The sequence below is a fragment of the Pseudomonas sp. 21LCFQ02 genome (genome assembly GCF_024129895.2).
In the GTDB taxonomy this organism is placed as follows: Bacteria; Pseudomonadota; Gammaproteobacteria; order Pseudomonadales; family Pseudomonadaceae; genus Aquipseudomonas.
This window is the reverse complement of record NZ_CM178749.1, coordinates 1,083,313-1,107,881: the sequence shown is the minus strand read 5'-3', so window position 1 is coordinate 1,107,881 and position 24,569 is coordinate 1,083,313. Positions and strand designations below refer to the sequence as shown.

Below are 24,569 nucleotides of genomic sequence, written 5' to 3'. Positions count from 1 at the left end.
CGATGAACGAGCTTTCTCAGGTCCCGGTCACGGCACTCAAGGGTGTCGGTGAGGCGATGGCTGAAAAACTCGCCAGGGTAGGGCTGGAGAACCTGCAGGATGTGCTGTTCCACCTGCCGCTGCGCTACCAGGACCGCACCCGGGTGGTGCCTATCGGCCAGTTGCGGCCCGGCCAGGATGCGGTCATCGAGGGCGTGGTCAGCGGTGCCGACGTGGTGATGGGCAAGCGCCGCAGCCTGCTGGTGCGCCTGGGCGACGGCAGTGGTACGGTCAGCCTGCGCTTCTACCACTTCAGCAATGCCCAGAAAGAAGGCCTCAAGCGCGGCACGCCGCTGCGCTGTTTCGGTGAGGCCCGCCCCGGCGCTTCGGGTCTGGAGATCTACCACCCCGAATACCGCGCCCTGAGCGGCGATGAAGCACCGCCGGTAGAGCAGACCCTGACACCGATCTACCCGACTACCGAAGGCCTGACCCAACAGCGCCTGCGTCAGCTCAGCCAGCAGAGCCTGGCCATGCTCGGCCCGCAAAGCCTGCCGGACTGGCTGCCCAAAGAACTGATCAGCAACTACCAACTGGCACCACTGGATGACGCCATCCGTTACCTGCATCATCCGCCGGCCGACGCCGATGTCGAAGAGCTGGCCCTGGGGCACCACTGGGCACAGCATCGGCTGGCCTTTGAAGAGCTGCTGACTCACCAGTTGTCGCAACAGCGTCTGCGCGAGAGCCTGCGTGCCCAGCAGGCACCGGCCATGCCGCCTGCCACACGCTTGCCTGGACTGTTTCTGGGCAATCTGGGCTTTGCCCCGACCGGCGCCCAGCAGCGGGTCGGTAAAGAGGTTGCCTACGACCTCAGCCTGTCCGAGCCGATGCTGCGCCTGATTCAGGGCGATGTTGGCGCGGGCAAGACCGTGGTGGCGGCGCTGGCCGCGCTGCAGGCTATCGAGGCGGGCTATCAGGTGGCGTTGATGGCGCCCACCGAGATCCTTGCCGAACAGCACTACTTCAATTTCCAGCGCTGGCTGGAGCCGCTGGGCATCGAGGTTGCCTGGCTGGCTGGCAAGCTCAAGGGCAAGGCCCGGGTCTCGGCGCTGGAGCAGATCGCTGGCGGCGCACCCATGGTGGTCGGCACCCATGCGTTGTTTCAGGACGAGGTGCAGTTCAAGAACCTTGCCTTGGTGATCATCGACGAACAGCACCGCTTCGGTGTCCAGCAGCGTCTGGCCCTGCGTAGCAAAGGTGTCGGCGGGCGGATGTGCCCGCACCAGTTGATCATGACCGCGACCCCGATCCCGCGCACCCTGGCGATGAGCGCTTATGCCGACCTGGATACTTCGATCCTCGACGAATTGCCGCCTGGCCGTACGCCGGTCAATACCGTTCTGGTCGCCGACAGTCGACGCGTAGAAGTCATTGAGCGGGTGCGCGCCGCCTGCGCCGAAGGTCGCCAGGCCTATTGGGTCTGCACCCTGATTGAAGAATCCGAAGAGCTGACCTGCAAGGCGGCCGAGACGTCCTTCGAAGAATTGAGCATGGCCCTGGGCGAACTGCGCGTCGGCCTGATCCACGGACGGATGAAGCCTGCCGAGAAGGCCGCGATCATGGCCGAGTTCAAACAGGGAACCGTTCAGCTGCTGGTTGCCACTACTGTCATTGAAGTCGGCGTAGACGTGCCTAACGCCAGCCTGATGATCATCGAGAACCCCGAGCGTCTGGGCCTGGCTCAACTGCATCAGTTGCGCGGTCGGGTAGGGCGCGGCAGTGCGGTCAGTCACTGCGTGTTGCTCTATCATCCACCGTTGTCACAAATCGGCCGTCAACGTCTGGGCATCATGCGTGAGACCAACGACGGCTTCGTGATCGCCGAAAAAGATCTGGAAATTCGTGGCCCCGGCGAGATGCTCGGCACCCGCCAGACCGGTCTGCTGCAATTCAAGGTCGCTGATCTGATGCGCGATGCCGACCTGCTCCCGGCGGTGCGCGATGCAGCCCAGGCGCTGCTGGAACGCTGGCCGCAACATGTCAGCCCATTGCTTGACCGCTGGTTGCGTCACGGCCAGCAATATGGTCAGGTGTGATGTAGACAACGCTTTTACATGCTCGCCGGGCTGAGGCTCGATAAGCTGGTTATACTGCACAAAATGTAGGAATTGGACTCAGACCATGACAGAAGTAGCCCACGTCGATGACTCTCTCCACACCCCGTCCGTAATCCGGCAGTTGTTGGAAAAATTGTCCATCCGCTACCAGGAAGTCGTGGACGATGTCACGTTACCTGTCGAGCGCAAGGTGCAAGCCGTACTCGTCGAAGACGCCGTCGGCGCGCTGCTGATTCTGTTCCCGCAGAACCAACTGCTCGATTTGAACCGCATCACCGAGTTGACCGGCCGCGAACTCAAGGCGGTCTCTTATGAGCGCCTGTCGCGCATGCTGGTCAAACACAACCTGCAAAGCCTGCCCGGCCTGCCGGCACTGACCAGCTCGCCGTGCCTGTACGACGAACGGTTGCTGCAGCAATCGTCGCTGCTGGTGGGGTCCGGTGAGCCGGGCCTGCTGCTGGAAATCGCCAGTGATGATTTCAAGGGCATGCTGAGCAAGGCCAGCGCGGCCAACTTCGGGCAACTGGTTGCTCTGGTTCAGCCCAACTTCGACCGTCCTGACGACGACCGCGAAGAAATCACCCAGGCCGTTCATGCGTTCACCGCACGACGCATTCAGCAGCGCCTGGAAGCGACCCTGGAAATCCCGCCGCTGGCTGGTACTGCGCAGAAAATCATCAAGCTGCGGGTCGACCCCGATGCCACCATCGATGACATCACCGGTGTCGTGGAAACCGACCCGGCCCTGGCCGCGCAGGTGGTCAGTTGGGCGGCTTCGCCTTACTACGCCTCGACCGGCAAGATCCGTTCGGTGGAAGACGCGATTGTTCGGGTGCTGGGCTTCGATCTGGTGATCAATCTGGCGCTGGGTCTGGCACTGGGCAAGACCCTGAGCCTGCCCAAGGATCACCCGCAGCAGACCACCCCGTACTGGCAGCAGTCGATCTACACCGCGGCGGTCATCGAAGGGCTGACCCGCGCCATCCCGCGCGCCAAGCGTCCTGAAGCGGGCCTGACTTACCTGGCCGGCCTGCTGCACAACTTTGGCTACCTGTTGCTGGCCCATGTGTTCCCGCCACATTTCTCGCTGATCTGCCGCCAGCTGGAGGTCAATCCGCACCTGCATCACAGCTACGTCGAACAGCATCTGCTGGGCATCAGCCGCGAGCAGATCGGTGCCTGGCTGATGCGCTCCTGGGACATGCCGGATGAACTGGCCACTGCATTGCGCTTCCAGCACGACCCGCAATACGCGGGCGAGCACTGCGAATATGCCAATCTGGTGTATCTGGCAGTGCAACTGCTGCGGCAACACGGGATCGGCTCCGGTCCGGTCGAGAGCATCCCTGACGAGCTGTTCGAGCGTCTGAACATCAGTCGCGAGAAAGCTGAAGAGTCGGTGCGCAAGGTGCTGGATGCTGAAGTGATGCTGCGCGAGCTGGCGGCGCAGTTCGCTCACTAAATTGCCCAAGTAATAAAAACGCCCCCGGCAGGTATCTGTCGGGGGCGTTTTGCATTCAGCCCTTAATTGGCTGTCTTCAGCGGCGCTCGCGTTGCCAGGCCCGGTCTGGCGACTACGGTGATGATCGCCAGCGCGGCAATCACCAGCCCCGGCGAGGTCGCCAGCAGCACGCCGCTGGTGCCGGCCCCGGCGGCGAGAATCTGCCCGGCGGCCAAAGGACCGGCCACTGACCCAAGGCGGCCGATGGCCACCGCAGCACCCACTCCGGTGGCGCGTACGGCAGTCGGGTAGGAGGGCGGGGCCATGGCGTACAGCACCAGTTGCGCGGCCATCACGAATACGCCTACCGAGAAGCCGGCGATGGCCATGGGCACGATCCCCACCGAGAGTCCAACGCCAATCAGCGACGCCAGCAACCCCAGGTACACGCCAATCACCACTTTCACGCCATTGAAGCGGTCGAGCAGCAGGCCACCGAACAGCGAGCCGAGCGCGCCACCGATGTTGAACAGCATCTGTACCAGGCTCGCTTCCGGCTTGCTGAAGCCCTGGCCCATCAGCAGCGACGGCAGCCAGTTGAGCAGCATGTACATCACGGTAAGGGTAAAGAAATAACTTATCCACAGCGCCAGAGTAATCCGCGCCCGGCCTTCGCCAAACAGCGCCTGCGGGGTCGAAACCCGCGAGTTCGGATCGACCTCCTGGCGGAACACCGTTGATTCAGGCAGCAGGACCATCATCAGCGGAACCACCAGCAGCGGCGCCAGGCCACCGATGATGAAGGTCATTTGCCAGTGATCACCGCCCAGCATGGCGACCACCGCCGCCAGCGCACCGCCCAGCGGTACGCCGGCATACATGATGCTGATCGCCGTACCGCGACGCTCTTCGCCAACCGCTTCAGCGCACAAGGCAATCAGGTTGGGCAGGGCGGCGCCCAGACCCAGGCCGGTCAGCAAGCGCACCAACAGCAATGCCGTAAGGCTCTGAACGTAGGCGGTGGCCAGCGAGAACACCCCGAACAGCAGCACGGCTGCGATGAGTATTTTCTTGCGACCGATCCGATCAGCGATCCAGCCGCCGAAGAATGCACCAGGCAGCAGGCCGATGATCCCGGCACTGAATACCCAGCCGAGCATTTTCGGGTCCAGCTCGAAGGTGTGTCGCAGTCCCGCCGCCGCGGTGCCGGCAGCCTGCAGGTCAAAGCCTTCGATCAGCGCAACGATGAAGCAAAGCACAATAGTGGGCGCCGGGCGGCGCAGTGAACTGTCCATGGATAACCTCGTTCTTGTTTTTGTTGTAAACGCAGACCTGGGGTCGGCTTGAAATAAGATTAACAAAGATAACTAAAAAGCAAAGGGTCGGCTGTGAATGCTTGTTACCCGACTAAGGCTTTTAAAACATGGACTTAACAGAAAGAGCGGTGCTGCGGCAAAAATAGATAACAAAATTAACGTTCGATTATCGGATGGTTTCCGTTGACGGGCGCCTCGCGCATTTCCATTCTTGCTCCGCAGGCCGCCCCTGAGGCGGCCGACAGCGTTCCAGTACAACAACAATAAATGGACCACGGACATGCCAGACACTCATCCGATGATCAATGGCGCCCGACTGGGTGCTTATCCTCTGCTTCTGCTGGGCCTGTGCAGCACCGGCCTGCATGCCGAAGGGCTGCTGGAAGACAGCCACGGTACGTTGACCCTGCGCAACTATTATCTGGACCGTGACTACAAGGATGACGGGGCGAAGACGGCGGCCCGAGAGTGGGCTCAGGGCTTCATCCTCAACCTGGAGTCGGGCTACACCCCTGGCAAACTGGGCCTTGGCCTGGACGCCCGCGCCCTGGTGGGGATCAAGCTCGACTCCTCGCCAGAGCGCAGCGGCACCGAGCTGCTACCGGTATCGGCCAGTGACAGGCGCGCGCCGGATGATTACTCGCGGCTGGCCCTGACCGGCAAGCTGCGCTGGGGCCAGACCACGGTGAAGACCGGCGATGTGTCGATCTTCCTGCCGTTCGCCTTTGCCAGCCCGTCGCGCCTGCTGCCGCAGACTTTTCGCGGCACCATCCTGACCTCCAAAGATATCGACGGGCTGACCTTCAACGCCGGCTACATCGACCGCATCAACCGGCGCGACTCCACCTCCTATCAGGCGATGGGCATTGCTTCGCCCAACGGCCGCTTCAGAGGCGCGGCGACCACTTCGCACATGAGTTATCTGGGCGGTGACTACCAGTTCAGCAAGGACCTGGGTATCCGCCTCTACCATGCCGAGGTCGATGACCTGTACCGGCAGAGCACCCTGGCGCTGTTGCACAACCAGCCGTTGGGCGACGGCGTGCTGACCACCGACCTGCGCAGTTTCTTCAGCGAAGAGGCCGGCAGCGCCAAGGCTGGCAAGGTCGACAACATCAACGCTTCGGCCTTGCTGGGTTACCGCTTTGGCGGGCACAAGGTCAGCGTGGGCTACATGCATTCGAGCGGCGACACGGCTACACCCTATGTGTCTGGCACCGAACTGATGGGGATGAGCGAGTTGACCATGGCTTCGGACTTTCTCAATGCCAAAGAACGTACCTGGCAAGCCATCTATGACTACGACTTCGCTGCCCTCGGCGTGCCGGGGCTCAAGAGCCGGCTGCGTTACGTGCGTGGTGACAACATCGAGCTGGCCTCACTGAACGCCGATGACCGCAAGGAACGGGAATTCCAGATGGAGCTGGGTTACGTGATCCAGAGCGGGCCGCTCAAGCAACTGGGCTTTGTGGTGCGCAAGGCGATCTACCGCAACGACTTCCCCGCCGGGGCGGCCTTTCGTGATGAAAATCAGACCCGCTTTCTGGCCACCTACACCTTGCCGCTGTGGTGAGGCGCCCGGTCAGTCTTGATAGACCTTGCGCAGCAGATGCAGCAACTGCTCGCGCTCGGCGTCATCCAGTGCCGAGGTCGAGTCCAGGTCGCTCTGCGCGGCGATCTGCTTCAATTCCTTGAGCAGGGCTTCACCGCCCTTGCTCAGGAAAATGCCGTAAGAGCGTTTGTCCGGCTTGCAGCGCACCCGTACCGCCAGCGCACGGCTTTCAAGCTTGTTGAGCAGCGGCACCACTTGCGGCGGCTCGATGGCCAGGGCACGGGCCAGGTCGGCCTGCATCAGCCCGGGGTTCTGGTCGATGATCGCCAAGGCGGAAAACTGCGCCGGGCGCAGGTCATGCACCGCCAGGCGGCCGATCAGGTTCTGGAACAGCTTGAGCTGGGCGCGGCGCAGGGCGTAACCGATCAGGTCGTCCAGCGCGGCATCCAGCGCCGCCGGGGCGCCAGCATCGTCAGGCACCACATCACGGGGCAGCGGTGCTGTGGAGGGCTTGGCCATGGCAAAAGGTCCTGATCTTCAGTTAACAAGGCTATGCAGTTTGCCGTGATCGCTTGGCGAAGGCTACCGCTAACTAGCCGCATGAGGTGATCTGACATCCACTGACCGTTAAGTTTTCGATTAACTCGATTAATAGTTAATTGACATAACTAATTTGCCGGGCTAATTTCTGCTCATCGGCACTCCCGGAACACGCCGCCGTTCAGAACAAGCCCCCACCCAGAACAAGAGAGCAACCGACATGAGCAACTACGAAGGCCGCTGGAGCACCGTCAAGGTCGAGATCGAAGAAGGCATCGCCTGGGTCATTCTCAATCGCCCGGAAAAACGCAATGCCATGAGCCCGACCCTGAACCGGGAAATGATCGATGTGCTGGAAACTCTGGAGCAGGATGCCGACGCCGGTGTGCTGGTGCTGACCGGTGCCGGTGAGTCGTGGACCGCCGGCATGGACCTCAAGGAGTACTTCCGTGAAACCGACGCCGGCCCGGAAATTCTCCAGGAAAAGATCCGCCGTGAGGCCTCGCAATGGCAGTGGAAGTTGCTGCGCATGTACTCCAAGCCGACCATCGCCATGGTCAATGGCTGGTGCTTCGGCGGTGGTTTCAGCCCGCTGGTGGCCTGTGATCTGGCGATCTGTGCTGACGAAGCGACCTTCGGCCTGTCGGAAATCAACTGGGGCATCCCTCCGGGTAACCTGGTCAGCAAGGCCATGGCCGACACCGTAGGCCACCGCCAGTCGCTGTACTACATCATGACCGGCAAGACCTTCGGCGGTAAAAAAGCCGCTGAAATGGGCCTGGTCAATGAAAGCGTGCCGCTGGCGCAGCTGCGCGAAACCACTATCGAACTGGCCCGCAACCTGCTGGAAAAGAACCCGGTGGTGCTGCGCGCCGCCAAGCATGGTTTCAAGCGTTGCCGCGAGCTGACCTGGGAGCAGAACGAAGACTACCTGTACGCCAAGCTCGACCAGTCGCGCCTGCTGGACACCGAAGGCGGTCGCGAGCAGGGTATGAAGCAGTTCCTCGACGAAAAAAGCATCAAGCCGGGCCTGCAAGCCTACAAGCGCTGAGATTCTCGGCGCTACACCAAATCGACATGTGTTCCCGATAAAGGCAATAAAGAGGAATCACCATGCTGGACGTGCCTTTGCTGATTGGCGGGCAGTCATTGCCCGCGCGTGACGGTCGCACCTTCGAACGCCGTAATCCGGTGACCGGCGAGGTGGTCTCCAGGGTTGCCGCCGCCACCCTGGAAGACGCCGACGCGGCGGTCGCCGCCGCCCAGGCGGCGTTTCCAGGCTGGTCTGCCCTGGCGCCCAACGAGCGCCGCAGCCGCTTGCTCAAGGCGGCTGACCAGCTTCAGGCCAACAGCGCACGCTTTATCGCGGCGGCCGGCGAAACCGGTGCCATGGCCAACTGGTATGGCTTCAACGTAAAGCTGGCTTCCAACATCCTGCGCGAAGCCGCCTCGATGACCACCCAGATCAATGGTCAGGTCATCCCCTCGGATGTACCGGGCAGCTTCGCCATGGCCTTGCGTCAGCCGTGCGGCGTGGTGCTGGGTATCGCTCCCTGGAACGCCCCGGTGATTCTTGCCACCCGGGCCATCGCCATGCCGCTGGCCTGCGGTAATACCGTGGTGCTCAAGGCCTCGGAACTGAGCCCGGCGGTGCACCGGCTGATCGGCCAGATCCTCCATGAAGCCGGGCTCGGCGATGGCGTGGTCAACGTCATCAGCAACGCGCCGGCCGACGCCCCGGCGATCGTCGAACGGCTGATCGCCAACCCCGCCGTACGCCGGGTCAACTTCACCGGCTCGACCCATGTCGGGCGGATTGTCGGCGAACTGGCGGCCCGCCACCTCAAGCCTGCGTTGCTGGAGCTGGGCGGCAAGGCGCCGTTGCTGGTGCTCGATGACGCCGACCTGGATGCCGCTGTGGAGGCTGCCGCGTTTGGCGCCTACTTCAATCAGGGGCAGATCTGCATGTCTACCGAGCGGCTGATTGTCGACAGCAAGGTCGCCGACACCTTTGTCGCCAAGCTGGCAGCCAAGATCGCCACCCTGCGCGCCGGCAACCCGGATGATCCGGCGTCGGTACTCGGTTCGCTGGTCGATGCCAGCGCCGGTGAACGCATTCTTGGCCTCGTCAACGATGCCGTCAGTCAGGGCGCCACCCTGGTGGCGGGCGGGCAGTGCAGTGGCAGCATCATGCAGCCGACCCTGCTTGATCGGGTGACCGACAGCATGCGCCTGTACCGCGAAGAGTCCTTTGGCCCGGTGGCGGTGGTGCTGCGTGCAGAGGGCGACGAAGCATTGCTGCGCCTTGCCAACGACTCGGAGTTCGGCTTGTCGGCGGCGATCTTCAGCCGCGACACCAGCCGTGCCCTGGCGCTGGCTCAGCGGGTCGAGTCGGGGATCTGCCATATCAACGGCCCGACCGTGCACGACGAAGCGCAAATGCCGTTCGGCGGGGTCAAGTCCAGCGGCTACGGCAGTTTCGGCGCCAGCGCCTCGGTGGATTTCTTTACCCAGTTGCGCTGGGTCACCCTGCAGAACGGCCCACGGCATTACCCGATCTAGCGCCAACAGGCACCCGATCGTGCGCCCCTGACAAAAACAAGACGCCCGCCGGCCTCGATGGAGGAACAGCAAGTGAATCCGCAACCCGCAACTGCCCGGCCCGCCCAGGCACGCTATCGCCAGGTGTCTATCGGGCACCCCGAAGTAGAGGTCACCCAGAGCCAGGGCATCGTGCATATCCGCACCCTGGAACCTTTGGCCGACCGTCCCGCACGGCTGCTCGACCGTCTGCTGCACTGGGCCGATGTGCGCGGCCAGCAAACCTTTATTGCCGCCCGCGATGCACAAGGCCAATGGCAGCACGTCAGCTATGCGCAGATGCTGGCTGACGTACGCGCCATCGCCCAGAGCCTGTTGGGCTATGGCCTGAGCGCCGAGCGACCGCTGGCACTGCTGTCAGGCAACGATATTGAACACCTGAAGATTGCCTTGGGCGCCATGTATGCCGGCGTTCCCTACTGCCCGGTGTCGCCGGCCTATTCGCTGCTGTCCCAGGATTTCGCCAAGCTGCGACATGTCTGTGAAGTGTTGCAGCCCGGTCTGGTATTCGTCAGCGACAGCGCGCCCTACCAGAAAGCCATCGACGCGGTGCTGGCAGCGGATGTGCCGGTCATCAGCGTGCGCGGCGAGGTTGCTGGCAGGGTCGGCATCCGCTTCGCCAGCCTGCTTGAACAACCTGGCGGTGCCGAAGCCGATGCCGCGTTTGCTGCCACCGGGCCAGACAGCATTGCCAAGTTTCTGTTCACCTCAGGCTCCACCAAGCTGCCCAAGGCGGTGATTACCACCCAGCGCATGCTCTGCGCCAACCAGCAGATGCTGTTGCAGACCTTTCCGGTGTTCGGCGAAGAGCCGCCGGTGCTGGTCGACTGGTTGCCGTGGAACCACACCTTCGGTGGCAGCCATAACCTGGGCATCGTGCTGTACAACGGCGGGACCTTTTACCTGGATAACGGCAAACCTACCGCTCAGGGCTTTGCCGAGACCCTGCGCAACCTCAAGGAAATCTCGCCCACCGCCTACCTGACCGTACCCAAGGGTTGGGAAGAGTTGGTCAATGCACTGGAAAAAGACGCTGAATTGCGTGAGCGGTTCTTTGCCCGCATGAAACTGTTCTTCTTCGCCGCCGCCGGGTTGTCGCAGAGCATCTGGGACCGCCTGGACCGGGTCGCGGAACAACACTGCGGCGAGCGTATCCGCATGATGGCCGGGCTGGGCATGACCGAAGCCTCGCCGTCTTGCACCTTCACCACCGGGCCGCTGTCCCAGGCCGGCTACATCGGCTTGCCGGCGCCGGGTTGCGAAGTGCGGCTGGTGCCGGTGGACGGCAAGCTGGAAGGGCGCTTTCGCGGCCCGCACATCATGCCCGGCTACTGGCGCTCGGCGCAGCAGACCGCCGAGGCCTTCGATGAGCAAGGCTTCTATTGCTCGGGCGACGCGCTGAAACTCGCTGACCCGACTGACCCGCAACTGGGCCTGATGTTCGACGGGCGGATTGCCGAGGACTTCAAGCTGTCGTCGGGGGTGTTTGTCAGCGTCGGGCCGCTGCGCAACCGGGCCGTGCTGGAAGGCTCGCCCTATGTGCAGGATATCGTGGTCACCGCCCCTGACCGCGAATGCCTTGGCGCACTGGTATTCCCGCGCCTGCATGAGTGCCGGCAACTGGCGGGCCTGGACGCCAGCGCCAGCGATGCTCAGGTGCTGGCCAGCCCCGCCGTGCGCCAGTGGTTTGCGGCCTGGCTAAGGCGCCTGAACAAAGACGCCAGCGGCAATGCCAGCCGCCTGGAGTGGGTCGCACTGCTGGCCGAAGCGCCTTCGATTGACCGTGGCGAAGTCACCGACAAGGGCTCGATCAATCAGCGCGCCGTGCTGCAATGGCGCGCCAGCCTGGTCGAGGCGCTGTACCGGGGCGAAGACGCCTCGATCCTGCGCGCCGAAGCGCTGCTGCCAGGCACACCGGCATGAACAGCGCCGGCCAGTACTCGGCGTTTTCCGACGTGGCGATTTTCGCTGCCTTGCGCACCCCCTGGGCAGACCTGGGCGGTGCGCTGGCTCAAGTGTCACCGATCGATCTGGGGATCAAGGTCGGTCGCGGTGTACTGGCGCAGGCCGGCTTGCAGGCAGCCGATGTCGACAGCGTGCTGGCCGGCTCCATGGCCCAGGCCAGCTTTGATGCCTACCTGCTGCCCCGGCATATCGGCCTGTACAGCGGCGTGCCGCAGCAGGTTCCGGCACTGGCGGTACAGCGGATCTGTGCCACCGGTTTCGAACTGCTGCGCCAGGCGGCCATACAAGTGGGCGAAGGCGCGCAACTGGCGCTGTGCGTGGCGGCCGAATCGATGTCGCGCAACCCGATTGCCGCCTACACCCATCGCGACGGCTTTCGTCTGGGCGGCGAAGTGGGGTTCAAGGACTTTCTCTGGGAGGCGTTGCACGATCCGGCACCGGGCATCGATATGATCGCCACCGCTGATCGTCTCGCTGTGCGCTATGAGCTGGCGCGCGAGGCGGTAGACAGCTACGCCTTGCAAAGTCACCAACTGACGCTGCAAGCACAGGCCAGCGGCTGGCTGGCGGAAGAAATTCTGCCGGTCAGCAACGAATGCTTCGAGCTGGCCGGCTATCAGCCACGCGGCATCCGCTTGCCGCGCGGAGTCGAGAGCGTCAGCCAGGACAGCCACCCGCGCAGCACCGAACTGGCCGCCCTGGCACGGCTGCGGGCGGTGCATGAGGGCGGGGTGCAGACCGCTGGCAATAGCTGCGCGGTGGTCGATGGCGCGGCGGCTGCATTGGTTGGCCCTGCATCGGCTGCCCGCCGCCCAGCATTGGCCTGGCTGCGCGCCAGTGCGGTGGTCGGCGTAGCCCCTGAATACATGGGCATCGGTCCTGCGCCGGCGATCCGCCTGCTGTTGCAGCGCAGCGGCCTGCAACTGCATGACATCGGCTTGCTGGAAATCAACGAAGCCCAGGCCGCCCAGGTACTGGCCGTGGCCCGTGAGCTGGAACTGGACGGCGAACGGCTCAACCGCCGGGGTGGCTCCATCGGCCTCGGCCATCCGTTAGCCGCCAGCGGCTTGCGCCTGGTGCTGAGCCTGGCCCGGCAACTGCGCGACAACAACCTGCGCTATGGCATTGCCGCGGCCTGTGTCGGCGGCGGGCAGGGCATGGCGGTGCTGATCGAAAACCCGGATTGGCAACACTGAGAACATGACCGGCAAAGGAGATTGCCATGTGGACTTACCAGGCCCCACTGCGCGACATGCAGTTCGTCCTTGAACACTGGCTCGATGCCCCACAGGCCTGGCGCCAGAGCGCCGCTTTCGACGGGCTCGATACACCACTGGCCATGCAGGTGCTGGAGCAGGCCGGGCTGTTCTGCAGTGAGGTGCTGGCGCCACTCAATGCCAGCGGCGACCGCCAGGGCTGCCGCTTCACGGACGGCAAGGTGCAGACCCCGGACGGTTTTGCCCAGGCCTATCGTGCTTATGTCGAAGGCGGCTGGCCGGCCTTGGCGTGCGCTGCAGAGCTGGGCGGCCAAGGGCTGCCGCAGGTGCTGGAGGCGGCGCTGCAGGAAATGCTCTACGCCAGCAATCACGCTTGGGCGATGTACACCGGCATCGCCCATGGCGCCTACCTGTGCCTCAAGCATCACGCCCCGCAGTGGATCCAGAGCCGCTACCTGCCGGATATCGTCAGCGGGCAGGCACTGGCGACCATGTGCCTGACCGAGCCCCAGGCCGGCAGCGACGTCGGCCTGCTGCGTTGCCGCGCCATACCCCAGGCTGATGGCAGCCATGCGCTGAGCGGCAACAAGCTGTTCATCTCCGGTGGCGATCACGACCTGAGCGGCAACATCCTGCACCTGGTGCTGGCCCGTTTGCCAGACGCAGCGGCCGGCAGCCGGGGCATTTCGCTGTTTCTGGTGCCCCGGCAACTGGATGACGGCCGACTCAACGGGGTGCGCTGCGACGGCATCGAACACAAGATGGGCATTAAAGGCAGTGCCACTTGTTCATTGGTCTTCGAAGAGGCCCAAGGCTGGCTGATCGGCCAGCCGCATCAGGGGCTGGCGGCGATGTTCGTGATGATGAACTCGGCCCGCCTGCATGTCGGCCTGCAAGGCCTGGGGCATACCGAGGCGGCCTGGCAGAACGCCTTGCAGTACGCTGGCGAACGCCGGCAAATGCGTGCACCACTACGTCCGGACGGGGTGGCGGCCAGTGCCGCCGACCCCTTGCACTACCACCCGGCGATGCGCCGCACCCTGCTGGAGTTGCGCGCGATCAGCGAAGGCTTGCGGGCGGCCGGCTATTGGGCCGCGCATCTGCTCGATCAGGCCGAACAGGCCAGCGAAGCGCAAGCACGCGCCCAGGCGGCGCAACTGAGCGGGCTGCTGACGCCGATCATCAAGGCGTACTTCACCGAACAGGGGTTTCGCCAGGCCAGCCAGGCGCTACAGGTGTTTGGTGGCTACGGCTATGTGGCGGAGTTTGCGATCGAACAGACTCTGCGCGACAGCCGCATCGCCATGATTTACGAAGGCACCAACGAGATTCAGGCCAACGACCTGCTGCTGCGCAAAGTACTTGGCGATAACGGCGAGGCGCTGCAACAGTGGTTGCACATCCTGGATGAAGAGGCGCGACTGGCGATCGCCGTACCCCCATGCAGCGGGTTGGGTGTCGAGTTGCAGCGTCGCGCTGAGAGCCTGACGCAGGCCTGGCATGGCGTCGTGCAGCACAGCGCCGAGGACGCCGAATACCCTTACCGCGCCGCCGGCGACTTCCTGAAACTGTGCGGCCTGACCCTGCTGGCGTTTGCCTGGTGCCGTGCGGCGCGGGTGGCGCAGAACCTGCCCGCCAGCGACCCGCAACGCAGCGCCAAGCTGCAAACCGCGCAGTTCTTCTTCACCTGGCTGCTGCCCGACGCCGACCGGCATCTGGCCGGGCTCTACAGCGCGCGTAGCCCGTTGCCGTTTCTGGGCTCTGCCAGCTGAGCTACCATAGCCGCCTCTCGACTCACGGAAGCTGCCTGGATGAGCAAGCCTGGCCAAACGGTATTGGTTGCGTTGCGCAAGATGATCGCCTCAGGCGAGCTGCCAGCCGGCGAACGGCTGATGGAAGTGCCCACCGCCGAGTTGTTCGGCGTGTCACGCATGCCGGTGCGCATGGCGTTTCGGACCCTGGAGCAGGAAGGCTTGCTGGTCCGTCATGGCGGGCGCGGCTTTCAGGTGCGCTCGGTCAGTACTCAGGACATTGCCGGTGCGGTTGAAGTGCGCGGCGTGCTCGAAGGCCTGGCTGCCCGGCAAAGCGCCGAACGCGGCCTGACTGCTCAGGCGTGCGAGCAGTTGCAGAGGTGTCTGGCCGATGGGGACGCACTGTTCGACAAGGGCTATGTGACCGAGCAGGATCTGGAGGTCTATCACGACCTGAACATGCGCTTTCATCAGGTCATCGTCGAAGGCAGCGGCAACCCGGCGATTGCCGACGCATTGGCCCGCAACGACCACTTGCCGTTTGCCTCGGTCAGCGCCCTGGCGGTGGACCGTAACGAGATGGCCCGCGAATACCGGCGCTTCAACTACGCGCACATGCAGCATCACGCAATCGTCGATGCCCTGATCAGCCGCCAGGGGGCTCGGGCCGAAGCGCTGATGCGTGAGCACGCCAACGCCACCCTGCGCTATGCCGAGATCTTCAGCGCCTCGTCTGCCGAGCGCCTGAAGGTCATCCAGCGCCCGGACTGAGTGCGCGGCCAACACGCAACCCCATACGAGCGGCTTTAGCCGCAATACTGTTCTGTTAGACCGGTGGGAGCAGCCGGCCGGCGCTCCGGTTGCTGTGGTCCGGCATCCCGGCGAAGACGGCAGCACATTCGCAGTAGATGCTGTGACTTTACCGGCCCTTTCGCAACCAAGGTCGCTCCCACAAAGATTTCGTACTGTACTGCCGCTAGCGCTTGAGCATTGCCCGGATATCCGCCAGGGCGTTGTTGCCCCGTGCGGCCTTGACCTCTACCGGCTGTTCTTCCTGGCCTTCCCAGGCCAGGTCGTCCGGTGGCAGTTCGTCGAGGAAGCGGCTGGGCGTGCAGTCGATGATTTCGCCGTATTGTTTGCGCTTGGCGGCAAAGGTGAAGGCCAGGGTCTGGCGGGCGCGGGTGATGCCCACGTAAGCCAGGCGGCGCTCTTCTTCGATGGTGTCGGCTTCGATGCTGGAGCGGTGCGGAAGAATCTCTTCTTCCATGCCCATGATGAACACGTAAGGAAACTCCAGGCCCTTGGAAGCATGCAGGGTCATCATCTGCACGCCTTCAGCGCCGTCCTCTTCTTCCTGCTGGCGTTCGAGCATGTCGCGCAGCACCAGCTTGCCGATCGCCTCTTCGATGGTCATCTCGCCATCTTCGTCTTTTTCCAGGGTGTTCTTCAGCGCCTCGATCAAAAACCACACGTTACCCATGCGGTAGTCGGCGGCCTTGTCACTGGAGCTGTTCTGGCGAATCCAGTTCTCGTAGTCGATGTCCATGACCATGCTGCGCAGGGCGGCGATGGGATCGTTTTGTGCGCACTGCTGGCGCACACCGTCCATCCAGCGTTTAAAGCGTTGCAGGCGGTCGGTGTAGCGGCTGTCGAGGTGTTCGCCAAGGCCCAGTTCATCGGTGGCGGCGTACATCGAGATCTTGCGTTCGGTGGCGTAGTTGCCGAGCTTTTCCAGGGTTGTGGAGCCGATTTCCCGACGCGGCACGTTGATCACCCGCAAGAAGGCGTTGTCGTCGTCGGGGTTGACCAGCAGGCGGAAGTAGGACATCAGGTCCTTCACTTCCTGGCGGCTGAAAAAGCTGGTGCCGCCGGACAGACGATACGGCACCTGGTGGTGTTGCAGCTTCAGCTCGATCAGCTTGGCCTGGTAGTTGCCGCGATACAGAATCGCGAAATCGCTGTAGGGCCGTTCGGTGCGCAGGTGCAGGGTAAGGATTTCCATCGCCACCCGTTCAGCCTCGGCCTCTTCGTTGCGGCAGCGGATCACGCGGATTTCATCGCCGTGCCCCATCTCCGACCACAGTTGCTTCTCGAAGGCGTGCGGGTTGTTGGCGATCAGCACGTTGGCGCAGCGCAGAATGCGACTGGTAGAGCGGTAGTTCTGCTCAAGCATCACCACCTTGAGCGACGGGTAGTCGTCCTTGAGCAGCATCAGGTTTTCCGGCCGTGCGCCGCGCCAGGCATAGATCGACTGATCGTCGTCGCCGACCACGGTGAACTGGTTGCGCGTGCCGATCAGCATTTTCACCAGCAGGTACTGGCTGGCGTTGGTGTCCTGGTATTCGTCCACCAGCAGGTAGCGCACGCGGTTCTGCCATTTCTCCAGAATGTCGGCGTGCTCCTGGAACAGCTTGACCGGCAGCAGGATCAGGTCGTCGAAGTCCACCGCGTTGTAAGCCTTGAGGGTGCGCTGGTAGTGGGCGTAGACGATGGCGGCGGTCTGCTCCTTGGGGCCGCGGGCATTGGCCAGGGCTTCTTCGGGCAGAATCAGGTCGTTCTTCCACGAGCCGATGACGTTCTTGATTTCGTCGACGCCGTCGTCGCCGGCGTACTCCTTCTGCATGATGTCAGTCAGCAGGGCCTTGATGTCGCCTTCATCGAAGATCGAGAAGCCCGGCTTGTAACCCAGCCGCGAATGCTCCTTGCGGATGATGTTCAGGCCCAGGTTATGGAAGGTCGAGACCGTCAGGCCACGGCCTTCGCCCTTGCGCAGCAAGGTGCCGACCCGCTCTTTCATCTCTCGGGCGGCCTTGTTGGTAAAGGTCATGGCCACGATGTACTGGGCACGCACGCCGCAGTTCTGGATCAGATGGGCAATCTTGCGCGTAATCACGCTGGTCTTGCCGGAACCTGCCCCGGCGAGCACCAGAAGCGGCCCGCCGACGTAGTTCACGGCTTCCTGTTGCCGGGGGTTGAGTCGGGACATGAGAGATAGGACGGGTCATGGACGAATGGCCGGGCATTTTAACAGGCTCGCGGCAATGTGCAGCGACCTTCAAGCGTTTTGCACCGATGGCCTATCTTAATTTCTTGGTTTTGTTACATTTGCGCATAGCACTCAATTACGTGCAGCCGACACCTCATGTCGAGGTGCGTCGCCCCCTTGTTTTTCTTCGGAATAGGGAGTCAGCTTGTCAACGCCTGTCGAGCCCTTGCGGTTACTGCTGCTGGTTCATGAACCAGCCTGGCTGGTACGGCTGAATTCCTGCGTTGCGGCGTTGCCCAGCGATATCGTGTTGCAGCAGATCGCAGACTGGCAGGTTGACGGCGCCAGCTACGCTGGCGAGCGTCATACGGTGCTGCTGACCACCCCTGAGCTGCAACCGGCGGCCGGCACCTGCAATGTCCCGATCGTGATGCTGCTGGATATCGAACCCGATGCCCCGCTGGCGGGTGTCAGCGACTGGCTGGTGGGCGACAGCCTGAGCCCCGATGCACTGCGCCGCTGCCTGCGCCACGTTCGTGAACGCGCGCACCTGGAGGACACGCTACAGCGTCTGGCGGAACAGGACCCGTTGACCGGCATCGCCAACCGTCAGGGCTTCCAGACTCTGCTGACGGCCCGCCTGGCTGAATCGGGCAGCGCCGGGCTGGCGCTCGGGCATCTGGACCTCGACAATTTCCGCCGTGCCAACGATGCGCTGGGCCATCAGGCCGGCGACCGGCTGATTCTGCAAGTGGTGACACGGCTCAAGCGGCAACTGGACGTCAACGACCAGGTCGCCCGCCTGGGCAGCGACGAGTTCGCCTTGCTGATCGACACCCGCGACGCACCGCAACGCGCCGCGCAAGTGGCCGAGCGGATTATCGAGGCGTTGTCCGAACCCTACTGGGTCGATGGCGAAAGCCTGCTGATCGGCTGCAGCCTGGGGGTTGCTCACGCCCGCAGCGGTTTCGGTGCCGACCCTTTGATGTGGCACGCGCATATCGCCATGCGCCAGGCCAAGAGTCGGCAGGGCTGTACCTGGCATCAGTTTGACGAACACATCAACCGCAATGCCCGCAGCCTGGCCGACCTCGAAGCCGAACTGCGCCGTGCGTTGCGCCGCGACGAGCTGGAGCTGCACTACCAGCCGCGGCTGTCCATGACCAGCGGGCGGATTGTCGGCCTCGAAGCGCTGGTGCGCTGGCGCCATCACGAGCGCGGGTTGTTGCCGCCCAGTGAGTTCGTGCCGCTGGCCGAGCAGAGCGGCCTGATCGTGCCGTTGGGGTACTGGGTGATCTTCCGGGCCCTGCGTGACATGCGCGTCCTGCGCGAGCAGGGCATCGAGCCGTTGCACATGGCGGTCAATCTGTCGTTTCGCCAGTTCCAGGACAGCCAGTTGCTCGACACCCTCAGCCGCCTGATTGCCGAGCAAGGCATCGATGCCCGCTGGCTGGAGTTCGAACTGACCGAAACCGCAGTGATGCGCCGCAGTGATCTGGTCAGCAAGACCATGGATGCCTTGCGCGTGCTGGGTGTGCGTTTTTCGCTGGACGACTTCGGCACTGGCTTCTCATCTTTTGTGCACCTCAACAGCCTGCCGATTACCCTGCTCAAAATCGACCGCAGCTTCGTCGGTGAAATGGAACAGCGCGAAGAGAATCGCAAGCTGGTCCACGCGATGATTAACCTGGCGCACAACCTGGGGCTTGAAGTGGTCGCTGAGGGCATCGAAACCCCGGCGCAACTGGCCCTGCTGCGCGAGTTCGGCTGCGATCAGGCCCAAGGGTTTCTGATTCAGCGGCCGCTGCCGATCCTGCAACTGACCGATTATCTACTGGCCGACCAAGGCCGGACGGTGCTCGGCGGGGTTTGATGTTCAGGCGGCCTTTGCCGGTTGCCTGTCAGCCCTGCGCAGCATCTTGGCCATACGCCGCTCGAACGCCCAGGTCAGGGTCGCCGCCGCGCACAACAGACCCAGCGCCAGCCCCCACCACACACCTTCGGCGCCGGCCGGGCTCTGGAAGCCCAACAGCCAGGCCGCTGGCGCGGCAATCAGCCAATAACAGCCCAGGCCAATCAGGAAGGTGGTCTTGGCGTCCTTGAGACCGCGAATCGCGCCCATGGCAATGGTCTGGGTGCCATCGAACAGTTCGAACCAGGCAGCAATCGCCAGCAATTTCACCGCCAGGACCACGATGTCATTGAAAGCCGGATCGTTGATGTCCAGAAACAGTCCGACGATGGTGCGGGGCGCCAGCCAGAACAGCAGGGCAAACAGCAGCATCAATGCACCGCCGAACCCGATGCCCACCCGGCCAGCCGTGCGTGCCATGAGCAAATCACCGGCGCCGTAGTGCTTGCCGATGCGCATGGTCACCGCATAGGAAATCCCTACCGGAATCATGAAGGCCATGGAAATGGTCTGCAGGGCGATCTGGTGCGCGGCCATCTGGGTGGTGCCCAGCGCGCCCATACAAAAGGCGGCGAAGGTGAACAGCCCGACCTCCACCGCATAAGTGCCGCCAATCGGCAGGCCCAGGCGCCATAGCTCGCTCAGATGGCTGCGCGACAATGTGCCGAGGCCGGCCCGGATCGGGTAGGCGTCATAGGCCGGATGCCGACGGATGTGCAGCGCCAGGGCAATCGCCATGGCGTTGGTGACCACCGCAGTGACCAGCCCGATACCCCACAGGCCAAGATGCGGCAAGCCGAACCAGCCTTCGATCAGCGCGTAGTTGAGAACAAAGTTGGCCGCGGCGCCCACCAGGCTGATGACCATCACCGGCCCGGCCCGGCCCAGCGCGCTGGTAAAACCGCGCAGGGCCATGAAACTGAGCAGGCCCGGCAGCGCCAGCGGCAAGGTGCTGAGGAACTGCATGGCCATGTGCACGTTGTTCGGGGTCTGGCCGAAATGCAGCAGCAGCGGTTCGAGGTTCCACAGCACCACGGCCGCCACTACCGCCATGCCCCAGGCCAGCCATAGCCCGGCCTGGGTCAGCCGGGTGGCGCCCTCGGTGTCGCCGGCGCCCTGGCGGATCGCGACCAGCGTGCCGACCGCCGCCATCACCCCGATGCAGAAAAAGGTCACGAAGTTATAGGTCGCCGCGCCCAGACCGCCGCCGGCCAGCGCGTCGGGGCCGAGTTTGCCCATCATCACCGTGTCGGTGAAGACCATCAGCATGTGCGCCAATTGCGAGGCGATCAGCGGCCCTGCCAGGCGCAGGATGGTCCAGAGTTCCTTGAGGGCAGCCGGCTGCATATTTTTTCAGGCTCGATTCGATAAAAGGATAAAAGCTGCCTATTCTGGGCAGTATGGCGTTTGGACACCAACTAATAAGTTCGTTCCTCGGCCTACTTGAACCTCCAGGTGACCAGTGAGGCTGAAGGGACTGTTCAACTAGCCGTGCAACTAAATCTTTAAGAGTTACAGACAGATACGCAATCGTTTGCGATTCTCCGCGCGGCCCGCTCAAGTATGTGCCCGCGAGGCCGAATCCTTTGCATGGAGCTGTCGATCTCAAGGAAATATTCCCTTCAACATAATATTGCTGGACGGCGCTGCCCAGATGGGTAGTCGAACGCTTCAGTATGGAGTTGCCATGTCCAAGCCTCGTGCCCGGATTGCCTCTCAGTTAGGTATTGCCCTGACCATCATCCTCGCGGTGGTGATCAGTTGCAGCACCCTATTTGCCCTGCGCTCGCTCGATGCTGCCAACCTGGTCATCCGCGAAGAACACCTGGCCAGCGAATCACGCTTGCTGTCAGACCAGCTCAACACCTTTCATACCACGCTTCGTGACAGTACCCAGCGTCTGGCGGGCCTGTTCGAAAAGCGCTTTTCCTCGGGTCTGACCTTGCAGACCGGCACCACCTACACAGTGGCCGGCACGCAAACCCCGGGTCTGTTTCTCGATGGTCAGCCACTGAACAACGAGTTCAGTGAAGTCGATGACTTCCGCCGCCTCACGGCGGGTGTGGCGACGGTGTTCGTGCGCAGCGGCGATGATTTCGCGCGGATCAGCACCTCGCTGATGAAACAGGACGGTTCCCGCGCCATCGGCACCTTGCTCGACCGCCAGGGTCAGGCCTATGCGCGGTTGATGGCCGGTCAGGAATATGTGGGCAAGGCCGTGTTGTTCGGCCGTTACTACATGACCCAGTACAGCCCGGTGCGCGACAGCAGTGGCAAGATCATCGCCGCGCTGTTCGTCGGCTTTGACTACACCGATGCGCAGAACGCCCAGTTCGAAGACCTGAAGAACTTCCGTATCGGCAAGACCGGCTCGCTGGCGCTGCTCGACGATCAAGGCAAATGGCTGGTGCCGCCGGCCGGCGTCAAGGCGGCGGAACAGGCCGGCAAGGCGGTGGCCGAAGCCGTCAAGCAGCCTGGCAAAGGGCATTACTGGCAAGACACCGACGAGACCTTCTATAGCGTTGGCGCCCCTTTCAGTGGTGGGCCCTGGACGGTGGTGGCGAGCATGCCGAAGGACGAGATCGCCTCGGTAACCTGGAGCGTCGGCACCCAACTGGCGATCGGCAGCCTGCTGGCCATGCTGATTGCGGTAGGCGGTGCAATCTGGCTGCTGCGCAGCAAACTGCGTCCGCTGTCGGAACTGGTACGCCAGGCCGAAGCGCTGGGGTCGGGCAACCTGAAGGTGCGTCTGGCGGTGACCAGCCACGATGAAATCGGCCTGCTGGCCGGCAGCTTCAATACCATGGGTGAAGCCCTGTCGAACATGGTCGAGCATATTCGTACCGCGTCGCGGCAGGTCAGCGACCGTGCCCATGCCCTTTCTGGGCTGTCCAGCGGCGCCTACGCCGGCATGGAGCAGCAGTCCGGGGAAATCACCAGCATGGCCGGTGCGGTGGAAGAGTTCAGCGCCACCTCGCTGAACATCGCTGACAACATGAAAGACACCGAGCGCATGGCCCAGGAAAACGCTCGCCAGACCCGCATTGGTCGCAGCTCAATGGACGAAGCCTCGGCTTCGCTGCAACAGATCGCGGCATCCTTGAACAGCACCGCCAAGGTGGTCGATACCCTGGGGCAGCGTTCTCAGGAAATCGGCAGCATCGTCGGGGTGATCACCTCGATCGCCGAGCAGACCAACCTGCTGGCACTGAACGCGGCCATCGAAGCGGCCCGTGCCGGTGAGCAGGGGCGCGGTTTCGCCGTGGTTGCCGATGAAGTGCGCAGCCTGGCTTCGCGCACCCGTCAGGCCACCGACGAAATCTCGACCATGATCGCCAGCATCCAGCAGGAAACCGGCATGGCCATCAACACCATGCAGCAAGGCAACTCGCTGATGCAGGACGGCCTGGCACGCAACGCCAAGGTCGCCGAAGCCCTGGCTCAGATCGACGAGCAAAGCCGCTCGGCCGGCCAGCAGTTCGCCGCCATTACCACCGCTACGCAGGAGCAAAGCAGCACCGCCACGGCGCTGAGCGGCAACCTGCAAAGCATCGCCATGACCAACGGCGAACAGCGCGAAGTGGTTGCCAACCTGGCCGTGACCGCCAAGGAACTCAACGACCTGGCGGCTGAATTGCTGGGCGAGGTGGATCGCTTCAGGTAAGTCGATGGTTTGAGTCAATGGCGCTGGCGGGTCTCAGTAGAGGCCCTCCAGCAGGCCGTCCCCGCGCAGCAGATCGACAATCACGTTTTCGTCGACCGCATACACGCCTCTGGATGCTTTCCAGACCAGCTTCTTCTCTTGCAGGGCAATAAGCGCCTGCTGGACACCGGGTACTTCGACCCTTATCTCGGCTGGATCAATGCCTGCTCGCTGCATCGCCTTGGCATACAGCTCCATGGTTGGTGCTTCAAAGGGCGCATAGTCTTCGCCCTTGGCGCTCATCACACGAATCACTGCAGACTGGATAGGCGTGAGGCTGTGGATGACTTTCTTGAGGTTGGCATTGAGCTCCTCTGCCTGAGCGCGTACCAGCTCTGCAAAGCGCTCCGGGACGTTTTCCGGGGCCAGCATCAGATCGAAGCGAATTTCATCGGCAGCGGCGCCGAGCAATTCCGGGCGATAGCCACTTTCCTGAAACAGCACAAAAACATTGGCGGGATCGAGTGGCTGGGGCAGATCCACATGAGTGCAAAACCACTCAACGAAGTCCCTATCCAGTGTCGGGAACGGCACCATCGCGGCGCCAAAGAACGCCTGGTCCTTGCTATTGCGCAACATGGCCAGCTTGTCACGGTTCGACCCGGTGCAAACCACCCGCAGGCCATGGTGTTTCGAGCTGTTGAGCTCATCCCTGGCGGCTTTGAGCGCAAAAAGGGCAGCTACGCCTTCGTCGGTGGTGATCGCGTGCTGGGCCTCATCGATCATCAGCACAATCATCTGCCTGGATTCATCCGAGAGCGCGGTGAGTGCCGTGGTCAGGTCAATGTCTTTGCCCATGCCTATCTTGTCCAGGCTGAAACTCAATCCGCCCACGGTGACTTTATCCATGCCGCTGGCCTTCGCCAGGCGGGTGATGTAGCCCTGGTTACGGCCAATGGTTTCACGTACGGCATCGACGATGACGACCCCAGGATCCTTGGTCAGGTCTTTCCACAGGTCGGCGTACAGCACGATGGCGCCGGCTGCCTCAAGCGCGGGACGCAGGTCTTCTCGCGCGAAGGTCGACTTGCCCGTACGCCTGGGGGCCGCAAGAAATACCCCTGAGCTTGCCGCACTGCCAACAGCAACCTGCATGATCAATTTGGCAAGTCGCTGCGCCAGGGCCGGGCGGTGGTAGAGGATTTCAGTAGGCATCACCAACCTCTCAATGTTGCTCTATAGGGAATTATAGAGCGATTATAGAGCAATTATAGAAAGGCGTGCGCAGGCCTGTTTATCACTATTTATAGAGAACTATAGAGTGATTATAGATAGGTGACGCAGGGCCTGAACTGGCACTTTGTGGTGTTGATTTCATGCTGGTCTTGTTCACCGTCGGGGTTTCAGATCGGGTTTTCCAGGCACTGCAGGAAGACCCGGTGTTCGAGACCGAAGAGCTGGAAGCCAACAGCGACAGAAGGGTACGTCTGGCACGCAGTCGGGCAGAGGATTTTTGATTGTCCGAGTGGTGCAAGACTGCTGGCCT

The 24,569-nt window shown here is 62.8% G+C and carries 17 protein-coding genes; 12 read left to right on the top strand and 5 right to left on the bottom strand.

Annotated features, from left to right (window positions below; genetic code table 11):
* The first annotated feature begins 2 nt into the window (after positions 1 to 2).
* Together recG and NJC40_RS05220 are read left to right on the top strand one after the other, a co-directional pair.
* On the top strand, positions 3 to 2,078 hold the full coding sequence (gene recG, locus NJC40_RS05225) for an ATP-dependent DNA helicase RecG (protein ID WP_253139867.1): 2,076 nt from the start codon (positions 3 to 5) through the stop codon (positions 2,076 to 2,078).
* 85 nt (positions 2,079 to 2,163) lie between these two features.
* On the top strand, positions 2,164 to 3,561 hold the full coding sequence (locus NJC40_RS05220) for an aminoacyl-tRNA deacylase and HDOD domain-containing protein (RefSeq protein WP_045485006.1): 1,398 nt from the start codon (positions 2,164 to 2,166) through the stop codon (positions 3,559 to 3,561).
* Positions 3,562 to 3,623: 62 nt separating this feature from the next.
* On the opposite strand, the gene mhpT is transcribed toward NJC40_RS05220, so the two are convergent.
* Entirely contained in the window at positions 3,624 to 4,835 is a 1,212-nt protein-coding gene (mhpT, locus tag NJC40_RS05215; RefSeq protein WP_045485004.1) for a 3-(3-hydroxy-phenyl)propionate transporter MhpT, read from the bottom strand.
* A 301-nt stretch (positions 4,836 to 5,136) separates the two neighbouring features.
* On the opposite strand from mhpT, the gene NJC40_RS05210 reads away from it, so the two are divergent.
* A complete protein-coding gene (locus tag NJC40_RS05210; RefSeq protein ID WP_253139868.1) occupies positions 5,137 to 6,429 on the top strand; it encodes an OprD family porin in 1,293 nt (430 codons plus the stop codon).
* A gap of 9 nt (positions 6,430 to 6,438) precedes the next feature.
* Here NJC40_RS05210 and NJC40_RS05205 read toward each other — a convergent pair whose 3' ends face one another.
* Complete coding sequence (locus NJC40_RS05205; RefSeq protein WP_045485002.1) at positions 6,439 to 6,927, bottom strand: MarR family winged helix-turn-helix transcriptional regulator; 489 nt, start codon at positions 6,925 to 6,927, stop codon at positions 6,439 to 6,441.
* Positions 6,928 to 7,168: 241 nt separating this feature from the next.
* Between NJC40_RS05205 and NJC40_RS05200 the strand changes: the two genes are divergently transcribed.
* The 6 genes from NJC40_RS05200 (at position 7,169) to NJC40_RS05175 (ending at position 15,253) form a co-directional block, all read left to right on the top strand.
* Positions 7,169 to 7,999: a p-hydroxycinnamoyl CoA hydratase/lyase gene (locus NJC40_RS05200; protein WP_045484997.1), complete on the top strand. Its 831-nt coding sequence runs from the start codon at positions 7,169 to 7,171 to the stop codon at positions 7,997 to 7,999.
* Positions 8,000 to 8,061: 62 nt separating this feature from the next.
* The gene (locus NJC40_RS05195) at positions 8,062 to 9,510 is read left to right on the top strand and encodes an aldehyde dehydrogenase (RefSeq protein ID WP_045484995.1); all 1,449 of its coding nucleotides are present in this window, start codon (positions 8,062 to 8,064) and stop codon (positions 9,508 to 9,510) included.
* Positions 9,511 to 9,567: 57 nt separating this feature from the next.
* Positions 9,568 to 11,472 carry a feruloyl-CoA synthase gene (locus tag NJC40_RS05190; RefSeq protein ID WP_492180503.1) on the top strand — a complete coding sequence of 635 codons (1,905 nt, stop codon included), beginning with the start codon at positions 9,568 to 9,570 and terminating at the stop codon, positions 11,470 to 11,472.
* Entirely contained in the window at positions 11,469 to 12,710 is a 1,242-nt protein-coding gene (locus NJC40_RS05185; protein ID WP_253139872.1) for a thiolase family protein, read from the top strand. The genes NJC40_RS05190 and NJC40_RS05185 overlap by 4 nt, the downstream gene beginning before the upstream one ends.
* A gap of 26 nt (positions 12,711 to 12,736) precedes the next feature.
* The gene (locus tag NJC40_RS05180; protein WP_253139873.1) at positions 12,737 to 14,503 is read left to right on the top strand and encodes an acyl-CoA dehydrogenase; all 1,767 of its coding nucleotides are present in this window, start codon (positions 12,737 to 12,739) and stop codon (positions 14,501 to 14,503) included.
* Between the two features lie 39 nt (positions 14,504 to 14,542).
* A complete protein-coding gene (locus tag NJC40_RS05175) occupies positions 14,543 to 15,253 on the top strand; it encodes a GntR family transcriptional regulator (protein ID WP_253139875.1) in 711 nt (236 codons plus the stop codon).
* 205 nt (positions 15,254 to 15,458) lie between these two features.
* Here the strand turns inward: NJC40_RS05175 and rep are convergent, their stop codons facing one another.
* Complete coding sequence (gene rep, locus NJC40_RS05170; protein WP_253139876.1) at positions 15,459 to 17,468, bottom strand: DNA helicase Rep; 2,010 nt, start codon at positions 17,466 to 17,468, stop codon at positions 15,459 to 15,461.
* Positions 17,469 to 17,673: 205 nt separating this feature from the next.
* Between rep and NJC40_RS05165 the strand changes: the two genes are divergently transcribed.
* Positions 17,674 to 19,341, top strand: a complete 1,668-nt coding sequence (locus NJC40_RS05165; RefSeq protein ID WP_253139879.1) for a putative bifunctional diguanylate cyclase/phosphodiesterase — start codon at positions 17,674 to 17,676, stop codon at positions 19,339 to 19,341.
* A 3-nt stretch (positions 19,342 to 19,344) separates the two neighbouring features.
* Here the strand turns inward: NJC40_RS05165 and NJC40_RS05160 are convergent, their stop codons facing one another.
* A complete protein-coding gene (locus NJC40_RS05160) occupies positions 19,345 to 20,727 on the bottom strand; it encodes a NorM family multidrug efflux MATE transporter (protein WP_045484980.1) in 1,383 nt (460 codons plus the stop codon).
* Between the two features lie 340 nt (positions 20,728 to 21,067).
* On the opposite strand from NJC40_RS05160, the gene NJC40_RS05155 reads away from it, so the two are divergent.
* Entirely contained in the window at positions 21,068 to 23,044 is a 1,977-nt protein-coding gene (locus tag NJC40_RS05155; RefSeq protein ID WP_253139881.1) for a methyl-accepting chemotaxis protein, read from the top strand.
* A 33-nt stretch (positions 23,045 to 23,077) separates the two neighbouring features.
* Here NJC40_RS05155 and NJC40_RS05150 read toward each other — a convergent pair whose 3' ends face one another.
* On the bottom strand, positions 23,078 to 24,238 hold the full coding sequence (locus NJC40_RS05150; protein ID WP_253139882.1) for an ATP-binding protein: 1,161 nt from the start codon (positions 24,236 to 24,238) through the stop codon (positions 23,078 to 23,080).
* Positions 24,239 to 24,399: 161 nt separating this feature from the next.
* Here NJC40_RS05150 and NJC40_RS05145 point away from each other — a divergent pair, with 161 nt between their 5' ends.
* A complete protein-coding gene (locus NJC40_RS05145; protein ID WP_158497584.1) occupies positions 24,400 to 24,540 on the top strand; it encodes a hypothetical protein in 141 nt (46 codons plus the stop codon).
* Positions 24,541 to 24,569 lie beyond the last annotated feature (29 nt).

What these genes read in the sequence shown, in the direction of transcription:
- NJC40_RS05200 (WP_045484997.1), top strand. Translation starts at nt 7,169, where the DNA reads ATGAGCAACTACGAAGGCCGCTGGAGCACCGTCAAGGTCGAGATCGAA.
- recG (WP_253139867.1), top strand. Translation starts at nt 3, where the DNA reads ATGAACGAGCTTTCTCAGGTCCCGGTCACGGCACTCAAGGGTGTCGGT.
- NJC40_RS05195 (WP_045484995.1), top strand. Translation starts at nt 8,062, where the DNA reads ATGCTGGACGTGCCTTTGCTGATTGGCGGGCAGTCATTGCCCGCGCGT.
- NJC40_RS05160 (WP_045484980.1), bottom strand. Translation starts at nt 20,727, where the DNA reads ATGCAGCCGGCTGCCCTCAAGGAACTCTGGACCATCCTGCGCCTGGCA.
- NJC40_RS05175 (WP_253139875.1), top strand. Translation starts at nt 14,543, where the DNA reads ATGAGCAAGCCTGGCCAAACGGTATTGGTTGCGTTGCGCAAGATGATC.
- NJC40_RS05180 (WP_253139873.1), top strand. Translation starts at nt 12,737, where the DNA reads ATGTGGACTTACCAGGCCCCACTGCGCGACATGCAGTTCGTCCTTGAA.
- NJC40_RS05210 (WP_253139868.1), top strand. Translation starts at nt 5,137, where the DNA reads ATGCCAGACACTCATCCGATGATCAATGGCGCCCGACTGGGTGCTTAT.
- NJC40_RS05190 (WP_492180503.1), top strand. Translation starts at nt 9,568, where the DNA reads ATGGAGGAACAGCAAGTGAATCCGCAACCCGCAACTGCCCGGCCCGCC.
- NJC40_RS05150 (WP_253139882.1), bottom strand. Translation starts at nt 24,238, where the DNA reads ATGCCTACTGAAATCCTCTACCACCGCCCGGCCCTGGCGCAGCGACTT.
- NJC40_RS05205 (WP_045485002.1), bottom strand. Translation starts at nt 6,927, where the DNA reads ATGGCCAAGCCCTCCACAGCACCGCTGCCCCGTGATGTGGTGCCTGAC.
- NJC40_RS05185 (WP_253139872.1), top strand. Translation starts at nt 11,469, where the DNA reads ATGAACAGCGCCGGCCAGTACTCGGCGTTTTCCGACGTGGCGATTTTC.
- mhpT (WP_045485004.1), bottom strand. Translation starts at nt 4,835, where the DNA reads ATGGACAGTTCACTGCGCCGCCCGGCGCCCACTATTGTGCTTTGCTTC.
- NJC40_RS05145 (WP_158497584.1), top strand. Translation starts at nt 24,400, where the DNA reads ATGCTGGTCTTGTTCACCGTCGGGGTTTCAGATCGGGTTTTCCAGGCA.
- rep (WP_253139876.1), bottom strand. Translation starts at nt 17,468, where the DNA reads ATGTCCCGACTCAACCCCCGGCAACAGGAAGCCGTGAACTACGTCGGC.
- NJC40_RS05155 (WP_253139881.1), top strand. Translation starts at nt 21,068, where the DNA reads ATGTCCAAGCCTCGTGCCCGGATTGCCTCTCAGTTAGGTATTGCCCTG.
- NJC40_RS05220 (WP_045485006.1), top strand. Translation starts at nt 2,164, where the DNA reads ATGACAGAAGTAGCCCACGTCGATGACTCTCTCCACACCCCGTCCGTA.